The organism is Bacillus sp. AFS098217, assembly GCF_002551815.1.
Taxonomy (GTDB): domain Bacteria; phylum Bacillota; class Bacilli; order Bacillales; family Bacillaceae_G; genus Bacillus_A.
Map to the genome: position 1 here is coordinate 26,608 of NZ_NVPR01000080.1, position 20,392 is coordinate 46,999.

General features: G+C 39.7%; 20 protein-coding genes and 2 other annotated features (1 of these 22 cut by a window edge). All 20 genes read right to left on the reverse strand.

Going from position 1 to position 20,392, the window contains the following annotated elements; translation table 11 throughout:
- Positions 1-27: 27 nt before the first annotated feature.
- The 20 genes from fusA to cysE all read right to left on the reverse strand — a co-directional run bounded on the left by fusA (position 28) and on the right by cysE (position 20,072).
- Positions 28-2,106 carry an elongation factor G gene (fusA, locus tag COO03_RS20605; protein WP_097898937.1) on the reverse strand — a complete coding sequence of 693 codons (2,079 nt, stop codon included), beginning with the start codon at positions 2,104-2,106 and terminating at the stop codon, positions 28-30.
- 210 nt (positions 2,107-2,316) lie between these two features.
- On the reverse strand, positions 2,317-2,787 hold the full coding sequence (rpsG, locus tag COO03_RS20610) for a 30S ribosomal protein S7 (protein ID WP_003194344.1): 471 nt from the start codon (positions 2,785-2,787) through the stop codon (positions 2,317-2,319).
- 29 nt (positions 2,788-2,816) lie between these two features.
- A complete protein-coding gene (gene rpsL, locus COO03_RS20615; RefSeq protein ID WP_001142341.1) occupies positions 2,817-3,239 on the reverse strand; it encodes a 30S ribosomal protein S12 in 423 nt (140 codons plus the stop codon).
- 115 nt (positions 3,240-3,354) lie between these two features.
- Positions 3,355-3,603 carry a ribosomal L7Ae/L30e/S12e/Gadd45 family protein gene (locus COO03_RS20620; protein ID WP_097898938.1) on the reverse strand — a complete coding sequence of 83 codons (249 nt, stop codon included), beginning with the start codon at positions 3,601-3,603 and terminating at the stop codon, positions 3,355-3,357.
- Positions 3,604-3,716: 113 nt separating this feature from the next.
- A complete protein-coding gene (gene rpoC, locus COO03_RS20625; protein WP_097898939.1) occupies positions 3,717-7,331 on the reverse strand; it encodes a DNA-directed RNA polymerase subunit beta' in 3,615 nt (1,204 codons plus the stop codon).
- A gap of 37 nt (positions 7,332-7,368) precedes the next feature.
- A complete protein-coding gene (gene rpoB, locus COO03_RS20630; protein ID WP_097898940.1) occupies positions 7,369-10,899 on the reverse strand; it encodes a DNA-directed RNA polymerase subunit beta in 3,531 nt (1,176 codons plus the stop codon).
- A gap of 289 nt (positions 10,900-11,188) precedes the next feature.
- Positions 11,189-11,788 (reverse strand): class I SAM-dependent methyltransferase, encoded by a 600-nt coding sequence (locus COO03_RS20635; protein ID WP_097898941.1) that lies wholly within the window; start codon positions 11,786-11,788, stop codon positions 11,189-11,191.
- A gap of 76 nt (positions 11,789-11,864) precedes the next feature.
- Positions 11,865-12,224 (reverse strand): 50S ribosomal protein L7/L12, encoded by a 360-nt coding sequence (gene rplL, locus COO03_RS20640; RefSeq protein WP_000159736.1) that lies wholly within the window; start codon positions 12,222-12,224, stop codon positions 11,865-11,867.
- A 67-nt stretch (positions 12,225-12,291) separates the two neighbouring features.
- A complete protein-coding gene (gene rplJ, locus COO03_RS20645; protein WP_097898942.1) occupies positions 12,292-12,792 on the reverse strand; it encodes a 50S ribosomal protein L10 in 501 nt (166 codons plus the stop codon).
- 40 nt (positions 12,793-12,832) lie between these two features.
- Positions 12,833-12,976, reverse strand: a sequence feature (ribosomal protein L10 leader region).
- A gap of 49 nt (positions 12,977-13,025) precedes the next feature.
- Positions 13,026-13,718: a 50S ribosomal protein L1 gene (gene rplA, locus COO03_RS20650; RefSeq protein WP_003205496.1), complete on the reverse strand. Its 693-nt coding sequence runs from the start codon at positions 13,716-13,718 to the stop codon at positions 13,026-13,028.
- 181 nt (positions 13,719-13,899) lie between these two features.
- Positions 13,900-14,325 carry a 50S ribosomal protein L11 gene (gene rplK / locus COO03_RS20655; protein ID WP_001085872.1) on the reverse strand — a complete coding sequence of 142 codons (426 nt, stop codon included), beginning with the start codon at positions 14,323-14,325 and terminating at the stop codon, positions 13,900-13,902.
- 169 nt (positions 14,326-14,494) lie between these two features.
- The gene (gene nusG / locus COO03_RS20660; protein WP_000415795.1) at positions 14,495-15,028 is read right to left on the reverse strand and encodes a transcription termination/antitermination protein NusG; all 534 of its coding nucleotides are present in this window, start codon (positions 15,026-15,028) and stop codon (positions 14,495-14,497) included.
- A gap of 120 nt (positions 15,029-15,148) precedes the next feature.
- A complete protein-coding gene (secE, locus tag COO03_RS20665) occupies positions 15,149-15,328 on the reverse strand; it encodes a preprotein translocase subunit SecE (RefSeq protein ID WP_097898943.1) in 180 nt (59 codons plus the stop codon).
- 32 nt (positions 15,329-15,360) lie between these two features.
- The gene (gene rpmG, locus COO03_RS20670; protein ID WP_002070160.1) at positions 15,361-15,507 is read right to left on the reverse strand and encodes a 50S ribosomal protein L33; all 147 of its coding nucleotides are present in this window, start codon (positions 15,505-15,507) and stop codon (positions 15,361-15,363) included.
- 129 nt (positions 15,508-15,636) lie between these two features.
- Positions 15,637-16,296, reverse strand: coding sequence for an RNA polymerase factor sigma-70 (locus tag COO03_RS20675; protein ID WP_097898944.1), 660 nt, complete (start codon positions 16,294-16,296; stop codon positions 15,637-15,639).
- A gap of 67 nt (positions 16,297-16,363) precedes the next feature.
- Positions 16,364-16,876, reverse strand: a complete 513-nt coding sequence (locus tag COO03_RS20680; protein WP_097898945.1) for an NYN domain-containing protein — start codon at positions 16,874-16,876, stop codon at positions 16,364-16,366.
- Positions 16,877-16,878: 2 nt separating this feature from the next.
- The gene (gene rlmB, locus COO03_RS20685) at positions 16,879-17,622 is read right to left on the reverse strand and encodes a 23S rRNA (guanosine(2251)-2'-O)-methyltransferase RlmB (protein ID WP_097898946.1); all 744 of its coding nucleotides are present in this window, start codon (positions 17,620-17,622) and stop codon (positions 16,879-16,881) included.
- Positions 17,619-18,026 carry a Mini-ribonuclease 3 gene (locus tag COO03_RS20690; protein WP_097898947.1) on the reverse strand — a complete coding sequence of 136 codons (408 nt, stop codon included), beginning with the start codon at positions 18,024-18,026 and terminating at the stop codon, positions 17,619-17,621. Before COO03_RS20690 ends, rlmB begins: the two co-directional genes overlap by 4 nt.
- A gap of 2 nt (positions 18,027-18,028) precedes the next feature.
- The gene (gene cysS / locus COO03_RS20695; RefSeq protein WP_097898948.1) at positions 18,029-19,426 is read right to left on the reverse strand and encodes a cysteine--tRNA ligase; all 1,398 of its coding nucleotides are present in this window, start codon (positions 19,424-19,426) and stop codon (positions 18,029-18,031) included.
- Entirely contained in the window at positions 19,407-20,072 is a 666-nt protein-coding gene (cysE, locus tag COO03_RS20700) for a serine O-acetyltransferase (protein WP_097898949.1), read from the reverse strand. The genes cysS and cysE overlap by 20 nt, the downstream gene beginning before the upstream one ends.
- 135 nt (positions 20,073-20,207) lie before the next feature.
- Positions 20,208-20,392, reverse strand: a binding site (T-box leader); it runs 62 nt beyond the window's last position.

Genomic DNA, 20,392 nt, shown 5'->3' on the forward strand with positions numbered 1-20,392 from the left:
TATACTTGAACAATCGATAAAAATCAATTATTCACCTTTATTTTTTTTAATAATTTCTTCTGAAACAGACTTCGGTACTTCTTCATAATGATCAAATGTCATTGAGAATGTTCCGCGTCCTTGAGTGTTAGAACGTAATGACGTTGCATAACCGAACATTTCAGAAAGTGGAACCATAGCGCGAACAACTTGTGCGTTACCGCGAGCTTCCATACCTTCTACACGTCCACGACGAGATGTTACGTCACCCATAATGTCACCCATGTACTCTTCAGGAATTACAACTTCAACTTTCATCATTGGCTCAAGAATTACTGGGCTACATTTAGAAACCGCAGCTTTAAGCGCCATAGATGCAGCGATTTTGAACGCCATCTCAGAGGAGTCAACATCATGGTAAGATCCGTCAACTAATGCAGCTTTAATGTCAACTAGTGGATAACCCGCTAGTACACCATTTTTAAGTGCATCTTCAAGACCTGCTCCAACAGCTGGGATGTATTCACGTGGAACTACACCACCGACGATCTTGTTTTCGAATTCGAATCCTTTACCTTCTTCGTTAGGTTCAAACTCAATCCAAACGTGACCAAATTGTCCACGACCACCAGATTGACGAGCGAACTTACCTTCAACTTTCGCAGCAGCGCGGAAAGTCTCACGGTATGCTACCTGAGGAGCACCAACGTTTGCTTCTACTTTGAATTCACGGCGCATACGGTCAACGATGATATCAAGGTGAAGTTCACCCATACCAGCGATGATTGTTTGGCCAGTTTCTTGGTCAGTGTGAGCACGGAATGTTGGATCTTCTTCAGAAAGCTTAGATAATGCTGTACCCATTTTATCTTGGTCAGCTTTAGATTTTGGTTCGATAGCTACAGAAATTACTGGCTCTGGGAATTCCATAGACTCAAGGATAACAAGGCTCTTCTCGTCACAAAGAGTATCACCAGTAGTAGTATCTTTTAAACCTACAGCAGCAGCGATGTCACCAGCGTAAACTGTTGAAATCTCTTCACGGCTGTTTGCGTGCATTTGTAGGATACGACCTACACGCTCACGCTTACCTTTAGTTGAGTTTTTCACGTATGATCCAGAGTTTAACACACCAGAGTACACACGGAAGAATGTTAACTTACCAACATAAGGGTCAGTCATGATTTTGAATGCTAATGCTGCGAAAGGCTCTTCATCGCTAGAATGACGTTCTACTTCTTCGTCTGTATCTGGAAGAGTACCTTTAATAGCAGGTACGTCTAATGGAGACGGTAGGTAGTCGATAACTGCATCTAACAGAATTTGAACACCTTTATTTTTGAATGCAGAACCACAGATTACTGGGAAGAATTCTACAGAAGTTGTAGCCTTACGGATACCAGCTTTAAGCTCTTCTACAGTGATTTCTTCACCTTCTAGGTACTTCATCATCATTTCTTCATCAAGCTCAGCTACCGCTTCAATAAGTTTTCCACGGTATTCTTCAGCTAGCTCTTTATGTTCTTCAGGAATTTCGATACGTTGAATATCCGTTCCTAAATCGTTACCGTACATGTAAGCACACTCTTCAACAAGATCAATGATACCATTGAACTCATCTTCAGCACCGATTGGTAACTGAATTGGGTGTGCGTTTGCTTGTAAACGGTCATGGATTGTACCTACAGAGTATAAGAAGTCTGCACCGATTTTATCCATTTTGTTAACGAATACGATACGAGGTACGCCGTAAGTAGTAGCCTGACGCCAAACAGTTTCTGTTTGTGGTTCTACACCAGATTGTGCATCAAGTACTGCTACTGCGCCATCAAGTACGCGTAAAGAACGTTCTACTTCTACTGTGAAGTCTACGTGTCCTGGAGTGTCAATGATGTTTACACGGTGACCTTTCCATTGAGCTGTAGTTGCAGCAGAAGTAATTGTGATACCACGCTCTTGCTCTTGCTCCATCCAGTCCATCTGAGATGCACCTTCGTGAGTTTCACCGATTTTATGAATACGGCCTGTATAGTACAGGATACGTTCAGTTGCTGTTGTTTTACCAGCATCGATGTGAGCCATGATACCAATATTACGAGTGTTTTCTAAAGAGAACTCTCTTGCCATTTGGTGTCTTGCTCCTTCCATATATGGATTGGATTATTTTTATTTTAAGTAGCAAAAAAGCCACTTTATTTTGTTACATATGTCAGTATGTTCAGTACCCTCATTATGTAAAACGAGCGCCCATTGAAAGGGAGAGGCATTCTCCCTCTCCACACTTCCATAAGCGACAAATAAAGCGGTTTATGCTTACAATTTATTTTACGTTGAATCCTACCAACGGTAATGAGCAAATGCTTTGTTAGCTTCTGCCATTTTATGAGTGTCTTCACGTTTCTTAACAGATGCACCAGCATTGTTAGCTGCATCTAAGATTTCGTAAGCTAAACGCTCTTCCATAGTTTTTTCACCACGAAGACGAGCATAGTTTACTAACCAGCGAAGACCTAAAGTTGTACGGCGTTCTGGACGAACCTCAACTGGAACTTGGTAGTTAGCACCACCAACACGACGAGCGCGTACTTCAAGAACAGGCATGATGTTCTTAAGAGCTTGCTCGAATACTTCCATTGGTTCTTTACCAGCACGTTCACGAACGATATCGAACGCGTTATAAAGAATTGTTTGAGATTTACCTTTTTTACCGTCAACCATCATTTTGTTGATTAGGCGTGTTACAAGTTTAGAATTGTACATTGGATCTGGTAACACGTCACGTTTCGCAACAGGTCCTTTACGAGGCATATTGAGTTCCTCCTTTCATTTTAAGTTTATTATTTTTTAGCAGGTTTTGGTCTCTTAGTACCATATTTAGAACGTCCTTGCATACGTTTGTCAACACCAGCTGTGTCAAGCGCACCACGAACGATGTGGTAACGTACCCCCGGTAAATCCTTTACACGACCACCGCGAATTAATACTACGCTATGCTCTTGTAGATTATGACCGATACCTGGGATGTAAGCAGTAACCTCGATACCGTTTGTTAAACGTACACGAGCGTATTTACGTAACGCTGAGTTCGGTTTCTTTGGAGTCATTGTACCAACACGAGTACATACACCACGTTTTTGAGGTGCAGAGATATCAGTTGATTTTTTCTTTAAAGAGTTGAAACCTTTGTTTAACGCAGGTGATTTAGATTTCCATACTTTATCAGTACGACCATTTCTCACTAATTGGTTAATAGTAGGCATTTGATTTATCCTCCCTTCGCATGTTTGTATGACCACATATCCAGGTGGTTCATTATTAGTTGAAAACAAAGTTTTTGCAAGGGAGAGCAAATGCTCTCTCCTCACAAAAACAGTTTTAACTTATTATTCCTATTGCTGAAGCTCCTACTTGAATCCCCGAAGCTTTTCCAAGCTTACGAACTGATTCAACTTTGGTTATGGGCACGTTATGTTGTAACGCAGTGCGAGCAATAATATGGGTTAACCGCATATCAGCATCTTCTGCAATGACAACTTCTTTAACTGTACCATTTTTGATTGCTTCCAATGTCCGTTTATGACCAACGACTACATTTTCAGCATTTGATACTTTTTGATAAGACATATACATATCCTCCAAAGCATCGTTCAGGAGCAACCTTGCTTATAGTAACATTTTGACTCATACAATGTCAACTAGGATTATCTGTTTTTATACAAAATTTACGACGGAAAATTTTACTGTTCCACGTAAACTTCATCGTTTTCTACATTCATGTCGTCTTGTGTTGTTTTAACAAGATCGACTTTACGATAACGATTCATACCAGTTCCAGCAGGAACAAGTTTACCGATAATAACATTCTCTTTCAATCCTAGAAGTTCATCGCGCTTGCCTTTAATTGCTGCATCTGTTAGAACGCGAGTTGTTTCTTGGAACGACGCTGCAGATAAGAATGAATCTGTTTCAAGTGAAGCTTTTGTAATACCAAGAAGTACTGGTCTTGCTGTTGCTGGTTGTTTACCAGATAGTAACACCTTCGCATTCGCATCAGTAAACTGATGGATATCCAGTAATGTTCCTGGTAATACGTCTGTTTCACCCGCATCGCTTACACGAACTTTGCGAAGCATTTGACGTACCATTACCTCTACGTGCTTGTCACCAATTTCTACCCCTTGCATACGGTATACTTTTTGAACTTCACGTAGTAAGTATTCTTGAACTGATGTAATGTCTGTTACTTTTAGTAATTCTTTCGGATCAATAGAACCTTCTGTTAACTCTTTTCCGTGACTAATTTGTTGTCCTGGAGCTACTTTCAGACGAGCACCGTAAGGAATTGCATACGTGCGAGCTTCAACCTCACCCTGTACAACAACCTCTTGACGATCTTTAACATCGTTGATCGCCGCGATAACACCGTCGATTTCACTGATAACTGCCTGACCTTTCGGATTACGAGCTTCGAAGATCTCTTGGATACGAGGTAAACCTTGTGTGATATCATCTCCGGCAACCCCACCTGTATGGAATGTACGCATCGTTAACTGTGTACCTGGCTCACCGATAGATTGAGCCGCGATAATACCTACCGCTTCCCCTACTTCTACGTCTGTTCCAGTTGCTAAGTTACGACCGTAACATTTCTTACATACACCATGGCGAGTGTTACATGTAAACGCTGAACGGATGTTTACTGTTTCCACACCTGAGTTTTCAACGATGTGAGCGATATCTTCAGTAATTAATTCATTTTCACGAACTAATACTTCACCTGTTTCAGGATGTTTTACAGTTTTTCTTGCAAAACGTCCAACAAGACGATCATATAATGACTCGATAACTTCATTACCCTCTTTAATCGCACCAATTAGTAAACCACGATCTGTTCCACAATCATCTTCACGGACGATTACATCTTGTGCAACGTCTACAAGACGACGTGTTAAATAACCAGAATCGGCAGTCTTAAGTGCTGTATCAGCAAGACCTTTACGCGCACCATGCGTAGAGATGAAGTACTCAAGTACTGTTAAACCTTCACGGAAACTTGATTTGATTGGAAGTTCGATGATACGACCAGATGGGTTAGCCATCAAACCACGCATACCAGCAAGCTGAGTGAAGTTCGATGCGTTACCACGGGCACCAGAGTCACTCATCATAAAGATTGGGTTGCGCTTATTCAAGGATTTCATCAGTTTTCCTTGGATAACATCTTTCGCATTACTCCAAATAGAGATAACACGATCATAACGTTCTTCTTCCGTGATTAAACCGCGACGGAATTGTTTAATTACTTTATCTACTTTTGCTTGTGCTTCGTGGAGAATTTCATCTTTTTCACCTAATACAAGAATATCTGCTACCCCAACTGTAATACCAGCTTTTGTAGAATGTTTAAATCCTAAGTTTTTCATACGGTCAAGCATGCGAGACGTTTCTGTAATTTGGAAACGTTTAAACACTTCCGCAATGATGTTACCAAGGATTTTCTTGCTAAATGGTGCCACTTCTTCGCGACTAGCAATAATCTCTTTAATGTTCGCACCTTTTTCAACGAAATACTTCGCTGGTGTTTCTTTTTCAAGGTTTGAATTTGTTGGCTCGTTAATATAAGGGAACGACTTCGGTAAGATTTCGTTAAATATTAATTTACCAACTGTTGTTAATAGAAGCTTGCTCTTTTGCTCTTCAGTAAATGTTTCATTGTTATTCACTGAGCTTGCAGCAACTGCGACACGAGTATGAAGATGTACATATCCATTTTGGTACGCAAGCAATGCTTCATTTGTATCTTTGAACACCATACCTTCACCAATTGCACCCTCACGCTCAAGTGTTAGGTAGTAGTTACCTAATACCATATCCTGAGATGGTGTAACAACTGGTTTTCCGTCTTTCGGGTTCAAGATGTTTTGTGCCGCTAACATAAGAAGACGCGCTTCAGCTTGTGCTTCTGATGATAACGGAACGTGAACCGCCATTTGGTCACCGTCAAAGTCCGCGTTGTATGCAGTACATACAAGTGGATGAAGACGGATTGCACGTCCTTCTACTAATGTAGGTTCGAACGCTTGGATACCAAGACGGTGAAGTGTTGGAGCACGGTTTAGAAGTACTGGATGCTCTTTAATCACAGATTCTAAAACATCCCAAACTTCAGGTTGTACACGCTCGATTTTACGTTTCGCACTCTTAATGTTGTGTGCTAACCCTTTTTCCACTAACTCTTTCATAACGAAAGGTTTGAACAGTTCAAGCGCCATTTCTTTTGGTAATCCACATTGGTACATCTTTAAGTTCGGTCCTACAACGATTACAGAACGACCAGAGTAGTCAACACGTTTACCTAATAAGTTTTGACGGAAACGTCCTTGTTTACCTTTCAGCATGTGAGATAGTGATTTTAACGGACGGTTACCTGGTCCAGTAACTGGACGACCACGGCGGCCGTTATCGATTAACGCATCTACAGCTTCTTGTAACATACGTTTTTCGTTTTGAACGATAATGCTTGGTGCACCTAAGTCCAATAGACGTTTTAAACGGTTGTTACGATTAATTACACGACGGTATAGGTCGTTTAAGTCAGAAGTTGCAAAACGTCCACCATCTAACTGTACCATTGGGCGTAGTTCTGGTGGGATAACTGGAAGAACATCTAAGATCATCCAAGATGGCTCATTTCCAGAGTTACGGAATGCTTCTAATACTTCTAGACGTTTAATAGCACGAGTACGACGTTGTCCTTGTGCTGTTTTTAATTCTTCTTTTAAGAAGTCTACTTCTTTATCTAAATCGATGTCTTGTAATAGCTTCTTAATCGCTTCTGCGCCCATAGCAGCTTGGAATGTGCTGCCATATCGATCACGATATGCACGGTATTCTTTTTCAGAAAGCAATTGCTTCTTATCAAGTGGTGTATCGCCACTTTCTGTTACAACATAAGAAGCGAAATAAATTACTTCTTCAAGCGCGCGAGGGGACATGTCTAAGACAAGTCCCATGCGGCTCGGGATACCTTTGAAATACCAAATATGAGATACAGGAGCAGCTAATTCGATATGACCCATACGTTCACGACGTACTTTCGCACGCGTTACTTCAACACCACATCGATCACAAACTACACCTTTATAACGTACACGTTTATATTTTCCGCAATGACATTCCCAGTCCTTTTGTGGTCCGAAAATACGCTCACAGAACAAGCCGTCTTTTTCAGGCTTCAACGTACGATAGTTAATTGTTTCTGGTTTCTTAACTTCACCATATGACCAAGAGCGAATCTTGTCAGGTGAAGCAAGTCCAATCTTCATATATTCAAAGTTATTTACATCTATCAAGGGGCCTACCTCCCTTTTAGTCTACAGGTTATCCCAATTATTCCTTAGTTGCCTCAACTTCGATATTTAATTTGTCTGCGGATTGCTGTTCATCATCTTCCGTATCACGCATTTCAATTTCTGTATCGTCGCTAGACATCATTTTAACGTCCATACCTAAACTTTGCAGTTCTTTAATCAATACTTTGAATGATTCTGGAACGCCTGGTTCTGGAACATTTTCGCCTTTAACAATTGCTTCGTATGTCTTAACGCGGCCGACAACATCGTCAGACTTCACTGTTAAGATTTCTTGAAGAGTATAAGCAGCACCGTAAGCTTCAAGTGCCCAAACCTCCATCTCACCGAAACGTTGTCCACCGAACTGTGCTTTACCTCCAAGAGGTTGTTGCGTTACAAGTGAGTATGGTCCAGTAGAACGAGCATGAAGTTTATCGTCAACCATGTGCGCAAGTTTAATCATGTACATGACACCAACTGATACACGGTTGTCGAATGGTTCACCAGAACGTCCATCATATAGAATCGTCTTCGCGTCATTCGCCATACCAGCTTCCTCAATTGTGCCCCATACATCTTCCTCACGAGCACCATCGAATACTGGTGTTGCAACATGGATGCCAAGGTATCTTGCTGCCATACCAAGGTGAAGCTCTAATACCTGACCGATATTCATACGAGATGGTACCCCTAATGGGTTCAACATGATATCGATTGGTGTGCCATCTGGTAAGTACGGCATATCTTCTTCCGGTAAAATACGGGAGATAACACCTTTGTTACCGTGACGACCGGCCATCTTGTCACCTTCAGAAATTTTACGTTTTTGAACGATATATGCACGTACAAGTTGATTTACACCTGGTGGCAACTCATCGCCATCTTCACGGTTAAATACTTTTACGTCTAAGATAATACCGCCACCACCATGTGGTACACGTAGTGATGTATCACGTACTTCACGCGCTTTCTCACCGAAGATTGCATGTAATAAACGTTCTTCTGCTGTTAATTCTGTTACACCTTTTGGTGTTACTTTACCAACAAGTAGATCCCCGTCTTTTACTTCAGCACCGACACGAATAATACCGCGCTCGTCAAGGTTGCGAAGTGCATCTTCCCCAACGTTCGGAATATCACGTGTGATTTCTTCTGGTCCAAGCTTCGTATCACGAGCTTCTGATTCATATTCTTCAATATGGATAGAAGTGTACACATCATCCTTTACAAGGCGCTCACTCATAATGATCGCATCCTCGTAGTTATAACCGTCCCATGTCATAAAGCCAACAAGCACGTTACGTCCAAGTGCTAGTTCACCTTTTTCCATAGAAGGACCATCCGCAAGGATTTCACCTTTTACAACTTGATCGCCAACACTTACGATTGGACGTTGGTTGTAACATGTTCCTTGGTTAGAACGAATGAATTTCAACATTTTGTAACGATCTAAATCGCCTTTTACTTTTTGACCGTCAACTTCTACATAGCGACGTACCCAAACTTCACGTGCTTCTACGCGTTCAACAACACCAGGGTGTTTACAAATTACTGCAGCACCTGAGTCTTTTGCTGATACGTACTCCATACCTGTACCTACAATCGGAGATTCCGGATTCATTAACGGAACCGCCTGACGTTGCATGTTCGCACCCATAAGTGCACGGTTGGAGTCATCGTTTTCTAAGAACGGAATACAAGCTGTCGCTGCGGACACTACTTGTTTTGGAGATACATCCATGTAGTCGATACGTTCTTTATTTGTGACAATGTTTTCACCACGGAAACGAGCTACGATATCTTCATCAAGGAATTCTCCTTCTTCAGATAACTTCATGTTCGCTTGGGCTACAACATAATTATCTTCTTCATCTGCTGTTAAGTAATCAACATGGCCCGTTACACGACCAGTTTCTGGATCAACACGACGGTATGGTGTTTCAATGAAACCAAACTCATTTACTTTCGCGAAGGAAGATAACGAGTTAATCAAACCGATGTTTGGTCCCTCTGGCGTTTCAATCGGACACATACGACCATAGTGAGAATAGTGAACGTCACGTACTTCAAAGCCTGCACGCTCACGTGTTAAACCACCGGGTCCTAATGCAGATAGTCTTCGTTTATGTGTTAACTCTGCTAATGGATTCGTTTGATCCATGAACTGAGATAACTGAGAACTTCCGAAGAACTCTTTAATAGATGCAATAACCGGACGAATGTTAATTAACGCCTGCGGTGTAATTGCATTTGTATCCTGGATCGACATTCTCTCACGAACAACACGTTCCATACGAGAAAGACCGATACGGAATTGGTTTTGTAATAGTTCCCCTACAGAACGCAGACGACGATTTCCTAAATGGTCAATATCATCTGTATCCCCTACTTTGTATAGCAGGTTAAAGAAGTAACTAATAGAAGCAAGAATATCACCTGGTGTGATGTGTTTTATGTCACGAGTGATGTTTGCATTCCCAATTACATTGATAGAACGTTCACCGTCTGACTCTGGAGCATAAATCTTAATAGATTGCAGCTCAACATCGCCTTCTACCACTCCACCCATTGGTTTCGCTGTTTTGAATCCAATGTTTTTCTCTAAGTAAGGTAAAATGCGATCTAGTGTACGGCGATCTAAGACTGTTCCTTCTGCCGCTAAAATCTCTCCAGTTTCTGGATCTACTAATGTTTCAGCTAAGCGTTGGTTAAACAATCTGTTTTTAATGTGTAGCTTTTTGTTGATCTTATAGCGACCTACATTTGCTAAATCATAGCGCTTTGGATCAAAGAAACGCGAAACAAGCAAGCTTTTTGCATTTTCTACTGTTGGTGGTTCACCTGGACGTAGACGCTCATAAATTTCAAGCAATGCTTTTTCTGTGCTGTCTGTGTTGTCTTTTTCTAGCGTATTGCTTAAGTATTCGTTATCACCTAAAAGCTCGGTGATTTCTTGATCAGAGCCAAACCCTAATGCGCGTAACAAAACAGTTACAGGAAGTTTACGCGTACGGTCGATACGCACATATACAACATCCTTAGCATCTGTTTCATACTCTAACCAAGCTCCGCGGTTTGGAATTACAGTAGCAGTAAAACCACGCTTTCCGTTTTTATCCACTTTGCCACTATAGTATACGCTTGGAGAGCGAACTAACTGGGAAACGATAACACGTTCTGCACCGTTAATTACGAATGTTCCAGTCTCTGTCATGAGTGGGAAATCTCCCATGAACACATCTTGTTCTTTTACTTCACCAGTTTCTTTGTTGATTAGACGAACTTTCACACGAAGTGGTGCTGCGTACGTCACATCACGCTCTTTGCATTCTTCTACAGAGTATTTCGGTTCACCTAAACTGTAGTCGATAAATTCAAGCGATAGATTTCCCGTAAAGTCTTCAATCGGAGAAATGTCTTGGAACATTTCTCGCAAACCCTCATCAAGAAACCACTGATAAGAAGAGGTTTGAATTTCGATAAGATTTGGTAACTCTAATACTTCACTAATACGGGCATAACTTCTTCGTTGGCGGTGGCGTCCGTATTGAACTAGTTGACCTGTCAACTGCTTCACCCCTCAAATCATGAGTATTATAAATGCACAAAAAAATTGTGCAAAATCACAAATAAATACAGCTAACGCTAGTAGCGTAGCTTTTTCTCTCAAAGATAGATACGTTGAGTCTTTCTACCTGTTCAAAAAAGAAAAATGGCTTCTATAAGAAAACCATCATTCTGTTTCATAATCTGCTGATTTTACTATCTTTTCCAAGAGAAGCAAAAATATACATCTTTCTCAACGCAGAAAATCATATATTGGCATTTTATAATGGTAACATAGCCAAAAAAAACCGTCAACGTTTTTTTGATTTTATGATATAATATCCTTTTTTCTTTTCTACAACTTCGACTTCAGAAAATGTTTCCTCTAGTTTTTTAAGTGCAGATGGTGCACCTTGTTTCTTTTGAATAACAATCCAAAGTTCTCCACCCGGTACTAGATGATGGGCAGCTTCTTCTAAAATCTCATGTACGATATGCTTACCAGCACGAATCGGCGGATTAGATAGAATAGCAGCATACTTGCCATCTACATTTTCATAGACGCTACTTTGAAAAATACGAACGTTTTCAACTTTGTTATTAACCGCATTTTCTTTCGCAAGCCCAAGTGCCCTTTCATTCACATCCACCATGTGAACACTACGCTCCTGAAACTCTTTCGCCAATGATAAGCCGATTGGACCGTATCCACATCCGACATCTAATACATCGCCTTTGATATCCGGCATTTGAAACGCTTCAATTAAAAGACGAGAACCAAAGTCCACCTCGTTTTTCGAAAACACCCCATGGTCAGATAAAAAAACAAACCGCGATCCTCTCAATGTATATTCCCACCGTTTACGATCACTTTTGCTCGAAGGGTCGTTAGAAAAATAATGGTCTGCCATATGGCCACCTCTTTTCTTTACAGTTAAAAAAAAAGCTCGCATGAGAGCGAGCTTTTTTTAAAGCATCAAAAGTTAATTACTTAACTTCTACAGCAGCGCCAACTTCTTCAAGTTTAGCTTTGATTTCTTCAGCTTCTTCTTTAGCAGCAGCTTCTTTGATTACTTTTGGAGTGTTGTCAACTAATTCTTTAGCTTCTTTTAAGCCAAGACCAGTGATTTCACGAACAACTTTGATAACTTTGATTTTTTGTGCACCAGCGCTAGTTAGTTCCACATCAAATTCAGTTTTCTCAGCAGCAGCTTCTCCAGCGCCACCAGCAACAGCTACAGGAGCAGCAGCAGTTACGCCGAATTCTTCCTCGATAGCTTTTACTAAGTCGTTAAGTTCTAATACAGTCATAGATTTAACTGCTTCAATGATTTGTTCTTTAGTCATTGTAAATATCCTCCCTTAAATAGGTTTGTATTGTTTTATCGATAACACGTAATTATCTTTTAAAAAATTAAGCGCCTTGCTCTTCCTTTTGATCTGCAACTGCTTTAGTAGCAAGTGCCAGGTTACGGATTGGAGCTTGAAGAACGCTAAGAAGCATAGAAAGTAAGCCTTCACGAGATGGAAGAGTAGCGATAGCTTTAACTTCATCAAGTGTTACAAGTTTACCTTCGATTACGCCCGCTTTAATTTCTAAAGCTTCATGATCTTTAGCGAAGTCATTTAATACTTTCGCAGGAGCAACTACATCCTCGTTACTGAACGCGATTGCGTTTGGTCCTGTTAAGAATTCGTTTAACTCAGCCATTTCAACAGATTCTGCAGCACGACGAGTTAAAGAGTTTTTGTAAACTTTGAACTCAACGCCAGCTTCACGTAAGTTTTTACGTAATTCTGTTGCTTCAGATACTGTTAAACCACGGTAGTCAACAACGATTGTAGATTTACTTTCGCGAAGTTTTTCAGCGATTTCAGTCACAACTTGTTGTTTAGTTTCGATTGCTTTGCTCATGTTATTACACCTCCTGTAGATTATATAGAAGATGTACCGAAAGTGCACTAAAAAACCTCCATGCCCAGTTGTAGACATGGAGGCATATAGTCACAGAAAAAAATTCCGTTTCGTATATTAACACCTAGGTAGGAAATTAAGCCAAATTGGCACCTACTGTCTACGGTACACTATTTAAATTCACAACATAAATGATTATATTAAAACTTCTTTATGAAGTCAACTTCCAATTTTTACGCGATTGTAGAAACGTCTACACGTACGCCAGGTCCCATTGTAGAAGCAACAGTTGCGTTCTTCATGTAAGTACCTTTTGCAGCAGCTGGCTTAGCTTTTAATAGCGTGTCAGCAATTGTTTTGAAGTTTTCTACTAATTTTGCATCTTCGAAAGATACTTTACCGATTGGAACATGGATGTTACCAGCTTTATCAACGCGGTATTCAACTTTACCAGCTTTGATTTCGTTAACAGCTTTTGTTACATCGAAAGTAACTGTTCCAGTTTTAGGGTTTGGCATTAAACCTTTAGGTCCTAATACGCGACCAAGTTTACCAACTTCACCCATCATGTCTGGAGTTGCTACTACTACATCGAAATCGAACCAACCTTGTTGGATTTTACCGATGTAATCAGTATCGCCTACGAAGTCAGCACCAGCAGCTTCAGCTTCTTTTGCTTTTTCACCTTTAGCGAATACTAATACACGTTGTACTTTACCAGTACCGTGCGGAAGAACAACTGCACCACGAATTTGTTGGTCAGCTTTCTTAGGATCAACACCTAAACGGAATGCAGCTTCTACAGTTGCATCAAATTTAGCTGTGTTTGTTTTCTTTACTAATTCTACTGCTTCTGTTGCAGAGTAAGCAGTTGCACGATCAACAAGCTTCGCAGCTTCTACGTACTTTTTACCTCTTTTAGCCATGTTTATTTCCTCCTTGAATGTGGTTTTAGCGGAATAACCTCCCACGTTTACGCCTTCATTCCGGGAAAACCCCGAGGATGCGCGCCCATCCATTTATTTAAAAACGATACTCATTTACGATAATAAAGGTTGCGAATTGGAATTCCAGACCCGCAACCTTCTTTACAAAAAACAAATCGAATTAGTCTTCGATAACGATGCCCATACTGCGTGCAGTACCTTCAACCATACGCATTGCAGCTTCTACGCTAGCAGCGTTAAGGTCAGGCATTTTAGTTTCAGCGATTTCGCGTACTTTATCACGCTTAACAGTTGCCACTTTATTACGATTTGGTTCACCAGAACCAGACTCGATACCAGCTACTTTCTTAAGAAGAACAGCAGCAGGAGGAGTTTTAGTAATGAAAGTGAATGAACGGTCTTCGAATACCGTAATTTCAACAGGAATGATAAGACCAGCTTGATCTGCTGTACGAGCGTTGAACTCTTTACAGAAGCCCATGATGTTAACACCCGCTTGTCCTAATGCTGGACCAACTGGTGGAGCTGGGTTAGCTTTACCTGCAGGAATTTGAAGTTTTACCATTTTAATTACCTTTTTAGCCACGAGACACACCTCCTTAAGTCCGTGATGTGGTCAATTGGACAATGATTTGTCCTCCCACTTCATATTTTATCTATAACGATAAAATCTTTTTCAAAAAACGTCTCCGTTACCGAAGACGTACTGACTTAAAAGATATTATCACTTTTTACAATTCATTTCAAGTTTCATTTTATAATTTTTCAATTTGATGGAAGTCCAGCTCGACCGGTGTTTCACGACCAAACATATCTACAAGCACTCGTACTTTTTGTTTTTCCATATCAATTTCTTCGATTGCACCTGTATAGTTTGCGAACGGACCTTCATTTACACGCACTGTTTCATGAAGTTCAAAGTCAAAATCAACAACTTCATTGTCCATTCCCATATGCTTCATAATGGTAACAACTTCCTCTTCTAATAGAGGAGATGGTTTTGAACCTGATCCAGAAGATCCAACAAAACCTGTCACGCCTGGTGTATTACGGACAACATACCAAGAATCGTCAGTCATAATTAGTTCAACTAACACATAACCTGGGAATACTTTTCTTTTTGTTAATTTTTCTTTTCCGTTTTTCATTTCTACTTCTACTTCTTCTGGGACAACAACACGGAAAATTTTATCTTGCATTCCCATTGATTCTACACGTTTCTCTAGGTTTGCTTTTACTTTATTTTCATATCCAGAATAAGTATGGACAACATACCAACTTTTTTCCATTCATTTAGGACGAGCGTCCTTCCCTCCCTGACGTACATTTTTTTGTGCAAATGAAAAAACCCGTTCACCGGGCTTTTACACAGTTCGTATAAATAACATTATATCATGGATAAGTACTTCTTATTCAAGAATTAACCGAATTAAAGAAGAAATACCCATATCAACCACTGCGAAGAAAATCGCAAAGAATACAACTGTTGCAATAACAGTAGTTGTTGAACGGAGTAATTCGTCTTTCTTAGGCCAACTTACTTTTTTCATTTCGCGACCTACATCGCCGAAAAAGTTCGTCAAACGCATTTACGGGACCTCCAGTGTATTATTTCGATTATTTATTTTGTTTCCTTATGAACTGTATGCTGATTGCATGTTTTACAAAACTTCTTTATCTCAAGTCGCTCCACTGAGCTCGTATCTTTCATTGTAGAGTAGTTTCGATTTTTACACTCTTCACATGAGAGTACAACTTTTTTTCTCATTTGTTACACCAACCTTGTAACGTTATGTCCCTAAAAATGTATCATACAATAAAAGGTAATGTCAATGACATGCCGCTTACTCTCTTACAAAAAGAAAGCAGGAGATTCACTTCACTCCTGCAGCATATACTATGAGTTTAAAGTTGTATTTTCTCTCATTTCCATATATCGTTCCAATTTTCTTTTTACACGTTGCAGAGCATTATCAATCGATTTCACATGCCTATTTAGTTGCTCTGAGATTTCTTGATAAGAACGACCATCCAAATATAAAGAAAGAACTTTTCTTTCTAAATCGCTTAATAATTCAGATATTTTTAGTTCTATGTCGGTATATTCTTCCTGACTGATGATCATCTCTTCAGGATCAGTCACCTTTGCTTCCGAAATAACATCTAATAGCGTACGATCAGATTCCTCATCGTAAATCGGTTTATCTAAAGAAACATACGAATTTAAAGGAATATGTTTTTGTCTCGTTGCTGTCTTAATAGCAGTAATAATTTGACGAGTAATACACAATTCAGCAAATGCTTTAAAAGAAGATAGCTTGTCCTCTTTATAATCACGAATTGCTTTAAACAATCCAATCATACCCTCTTGAACAATATCCTCTCGATCGGCCCCTACTAAAAAATACGATCTTGATTTTGCACGAACAAAGTTCTTATACTTGTGAATTAAATATTCAAGAGCATCAATATTACCTTTTCGAACTAACTCAACTATCGCCTCATCCTCTAAATCGCGAAACGTAACGTTGTTGGTACTTACGAAGCCTGCTTCCACTCTGATCCCTCCGACCGCTATTTATTTAGAAATATTATACAGTAAGCGTTTGAAGAGCGTCAATGTTTCAACGCTCTCCTCGCCTTAATTTTTCTAATTTTTCTGTAATATCTTTACTAAATATCGTTCGCATAGTAGGCTGTTTCTCTTTTGTAACTTGCGTCTGCTGGCGCACTTGTTGTTCCATCGCCTGCACTTCTATCTCTAGTTCGCGAGCTGATTTCCTAAGTGCTCCTTGCGCAAAGATGACCCACTGCTCCGTATAATCAGAAGTCGCAACATAAATTTGTGTATTAATGTTACGAAGCTCAATCGCGAGCTGTTCAATTTTTTCATCGGCCGTTTGATTTTTCCTTGTGAAAATAACTTCAACACGCGATTGTTTCATCTTCTTCTCAATACCGTGAACTGTATAAGCATCAAATACAATTATTACTCTCGTTCCTGTGTAACCTTGATAATCCGCCATTTTATCAATTAGCGCGTCCCTTGATGCCTGTAAATCTACATCCTTCAATTTTTTTAAGTCTCTCCAAGCCCCAATAATGTTGTAACCATCAACGATTAAAATATCGTTCATTTTCACTCACCGATTTGTTGACGTTTACGATATACCTCATACATTAACAGACTTGCAGCTACCGAAGCATTTAAGGATGTAACTTTACCAACCATCGGTAAGTGAATTAGGAAATCACATTTTTCGCCAATAATACGGCTCATACCTTTCCCTTCGCTACCAATTACTAATCCGATTGGCATATTACCATCTAGGTTACGGTAATCCGTTTTTCCTTTTGCATCTGTACCCGCAATCCAAAGACCGCGTTCCTTCAATTCATCAATTGTACGAGATAAATTTGTCACACGCACAACAGGAATGTATTCAATTGCTCCTGTAGAAGCTTTTGCAACTGATGCTGTAAGACCTACAGCCCTTCTTTTCGGAATAATAATCCCATGAGCCCCAGTCGCATCCGCCGTACGCATAATAGAGCCTAAATTATGTGGATCCTCAATTTCATCTAAGATTAAGAAGAAAGGATCCTCATTACGCTTAGCAGCCACGTCAAATAAATCCTCTAACTCTGCATATTGATATGCCGCCACTTGCGCAATTACACCTTGATGGTTCCCTTCAACAAGTTGATCTAACTTTTTCTTTGGTGCATGCTGCAAAATAATTTTATTTTCTTTTGCTAACGCTAATACAATTTGTACTTGTCCTTTGGCAGCACCTTCTGCAATCCAAATCTTATTAATATCTCTTCCAGATCGTAACGCTTCAATTACAGGGTTACGTCCAATAATGTATTCACTACTCATGATGATGTGCCCCCTTCCTTCGCTTCTAAAACATCAATTGCCTTATATACAAGTTCTTCTAATCTTTCTCGATTGTTCAATAAATAATGATAACCAAGCAGTGCCTCAAAGGCCGTGCTATAACGATATGTTTGTACATCCGTATTTTTCGGCACAGTACCCGAATTTGCATTACGCCCTCTTCTTAGTACCGCTTCTTCTTCCTCTGTTAAGAATGCCGTTTCTAATAAATGATAAACCACTTTCGCCTGCGCTTTCGCTGAAACAAAGCTTGTCCCTAAACGATGTAGCTGGTTAGGACGAACCGTTCCTTTTTGAAGAAGGTGATAGCGGATATATTGTTCATATACCGCATCACCCATATATGCTAACGCCAAGCTATTTAATTGCTTTGCATCGATCATACTTATCCTCTTTTCCATCTTGTACCTTGAGCGGTATCTTCTAAAATAATATTACGCTCTTTTAAATTATCACGAATTTGATCAGATAATGCAAAATCACGATTTTTACGAGCCTCGATACGTTTTTGGATGAGTGCTTCAATCTCTTCATCAAGCAACTCTTCTTTTGCTAATTCTAAACCTAAAATGCCAAACAATGTTTCAAATTGTTTTACATATGCTTCAATGACAATTTTTGACGTATGCTCTTCTAATAAATATTGATTCGCATGATTTGCTAAATTATATAACTCAGTTATCGCATTTGCTGTATTGAAGTCATCATCCATCGCTTCTTCAAATGCCACTTGGAATTTATCCATTTCAGCTAACCATTTCTCATTATGGTCCGTTAAATCCGCACTGCTTTCCATGCGATGTTTTAAGTTTCCATAAGCCGTTTTAATTCTCTCTAATCCATTATTCGTACTTTGCAATAACTCTTCACTAAAGTTGATTGGATGACGATAATGTACAGATAACATAAAGAATCGGATTAACTGTGGATCATACTGTTTAATAATATCGTGAACTAAAATGAAGTTTCCTAATGACTTAGACATCTTTTCATTGTTAATATTAATATATCCATTATGCATCCAGTAACGTGCAAATGTTTTTCCAGTCAAAGCTTCTGATTGTGCAATCTCATTTTCATGATGTGGGAATGTTAAATCTTGACCACCAGCATGAATATCGATTGTATCCCCTAAATATTTACGTGCCATTGCCGAGCATTCGATATGCCATCCTGGACGACCTTTCCCCCAAGGGCTCTCCCAGAAGATTTCTCCTTCTTTCGCTGCTTTCCATAATGCAAAGTCAAGTGGATCGTGTTTCTTTTCTCCAACTTCAATACGCGCCCCATGACGCAGGTCTGCAATTGGTTGATGTGATAATTTACCGTAACCTTCAAATTCCTTTGTTCTGTAATAAACATCACCTTCAGATTCATATGCATAACCTTTATTCACAAGTTCCTGAATAAACTCAATAATGATATCCATATTTTCTGTTACACGAGGATGAACTGTCGCATGTTTGCAACCTAGCGCCGTTACATCTTCAAAGTACGCTTCAACAAAGCGATCTGCAATTGTTGGAACATCTTCTCCTAGCTCATTCGCCGCTTTAATTAATTTATCATCTACATCAGTAAAGTTAGAAACATATTGTACATCGTACCCTTTATATTCTAAATAACGACGTACTGTATCGAATACCATAGGTGGTCTTGCATTCCCAATATGGATATAGTTGTATACTGTAGGACCGCACACATACATTTTCACCTTATTTTCTTCCAATGGAACAAACGCTTCCTTTTGACGCGTTAACGTATTATAAATGTGAATAGTCATTTTTATCCTTCCTCTCTACTTTTAATGCAAGTTGCTTCTTTAATGCCTCAAGCTCTGCTTCCATCACTTTCAATTTATCAAAAATTGGATCTGGAAGATCTGAATGATTTAATTCCTGACCAATCTTTACTCCATTTTGAATTACGACACGACCAGGTATACCTACAACTGTAGAATGTGCAGGAACTTCTTTTAATACGACAGACCCTGCCCCAATTTTAGAATTTTCTCCAACGGTAATGGATCCAAGTACTTTTGCACCTGTTGCAATTAATACATTATCTTGAATTGTTGGGTGCCTTTTCCCTTTTTCTTTCCCCGTACCACCAAGAGTAACTCCTTGATAAATTGTTACATTATCTCCAATTTCACATGTCTCGCCAATAACAACTCCCATACCATGGTCAATGAAAAAGCGTCGACCAATTGTTGCTCCTGGATGAATCTCAATACCAGTAAAAAAACGACTAACTTGTGAAATCCAACGTGCAATAAAGAAAAAATTCTTTTTATAAAAAGCATGTGCAATTCGATGTGCCCAAACTGCATGTAATCCAGAATACGTTAAAATGACTTCGAAATAACCTCTTGCCGCTGGATCTTGTTCAAAAACGACTTCAATATCTTCTCGAAGCCTCTTAAACATCGATGTCCCCTCCCCTTTATGGGTTGCTTTTCCGAGTGAACTGATTTCTCCCTCACTTATCCCCCAGTCTTTATTCAAATACATAAAGACTTATAATCATTTACATGGTATAAAAAAAGACGCCTCTGTCAAATTGACAGAGACGCCTTATAAGCGCGGTTCCACTCTGTTTAGGCTAAAAAAAGCCTCAAACTCATCCATGATAACGGTTTACACCGCTTCTGCTTACTTTGCGTCATTAGACGTTTCCCGAAATGATTCGTTGTTGGGCAGAAGACTCGAAGGGGCATTTCGAAAATCCGCTTATAAACCACTTCCAG

What these genes read in the sequence shown, in the direction of transcription:
- fusA (WP_097898937.1), bottom strand. Translation starts at nt 2,106, where the DNA reads ATGGCAAGAGAGTTCTCTTTAGAAAACACTCGTAATATTGGTATCATG.
- rpsG (WP_003194344.1), bottom strand. Translation starts at nt 2,787, where the DNA reads ATGCCTCGTAAAGGACCTGTTGCGAAACGTGACGTGTTACCAGATCCA.
- rpsL (WP_001142341.1), bottom strand. Translation starts at nt 3,239, where the DNA reads ATGCCTACTATTAACCAATTAGTGAGAAATGGTCGTACTGATAAAGTA.
- COO03_RS20620 (WP_097898938.1), bottom strand. Translation starts at nt 3,603, where the DNA reads ATGTCTTATCAAAAAGTATCAAATGCTGAAAATGTAGTCGTTGGTCAT.
- COO03_RS20635 (WP_097898941.1), bottom strand. Translation starts at nt 11,788, where the DNA reads ATGGCAGACCATTATTTTTCTAACGACCCTTCGAGCAAAAGTGATCGT.
- rplL (WP_000159736.1), bottom strand. Translation starts at nt 12,224, where the DNA reads ATGACTAAAGAACAAATCATTGAAGCAGTTAAATCTATGACTGTATTA.
- rplJ (WP_097898942.1), bottom strand. Translation starts at nt 12,792, where the DNA reads ATGAGCAAAGCAATCGAAACTAAACAACAAGTTGTGACTGAAATCGCT.
- rplA (WP_003205496.1), bottom strand. Translation starts at nt 13,718, where the DNA reads ATGGCTAAAAGAGGTAAAAAGTACGTAGAAGCTGCGAAGCTTGTTGAT.
- nusG (WP_000415795.1), bottom strand. Translation starts at nt 15,028, where the DNA reads ATGGAAAAAAGTTGGTATGTTGTCCATACTTATTCTGGATATGAAAAT.
- secE (WP_097898943.1), bottom strand. Translation starts at nt 15,328, where the DNA reads ATGCGTTTGACGAACTTTTTCGGCGATGTAGGTCGCGAAATGAAAAAA.
- rpmG (WP_002070160.1), bottom strand. Translation starts at nt 15,507, where the DNA reads ATGAGAAAAAAAGTTGTACTCTCATGTGAAGAGTGTAAAAATCGAAAC.
- COO03_RS20680 (WP_097898945.1), bottom strand. Translation starts at nt 16,876, where the DNA reads ATGAACGATATTTTAATCGTTGATGGTTACAACATTATTGGGGCTTGG.
- rlmB (WP_097898946.1), bottom strand. Translation starts at nt 17,622, where the DNA reads ATGAGTAGTGAATACATTATTGGACGTAACCCTGTAATTGAAGCGTTA.
- COO03_RS20690 (WP_097898947.1), bottom strand. Translation starts at nt 18,026, where the DNA reads ATGATCGATGCAAAGCAATTAAATAGCTTGGCGTTAGCATATATGGGT.
- cysS (WP_097898948.1), bottom strand. Translation starts at nt 19,426, where the DNA reads ATGACTATTCACATTTATAATACGTTAACGCGTCAAAAGGAAGCGTTT.
- cysE (WP_097898949.1), bottom strand. Translation starts at nt 20,072, where the DNA reads ATGTTTAAGAGGCTTCGAGAAGATATTGAAGTCGTTTTTGAACAAGAT.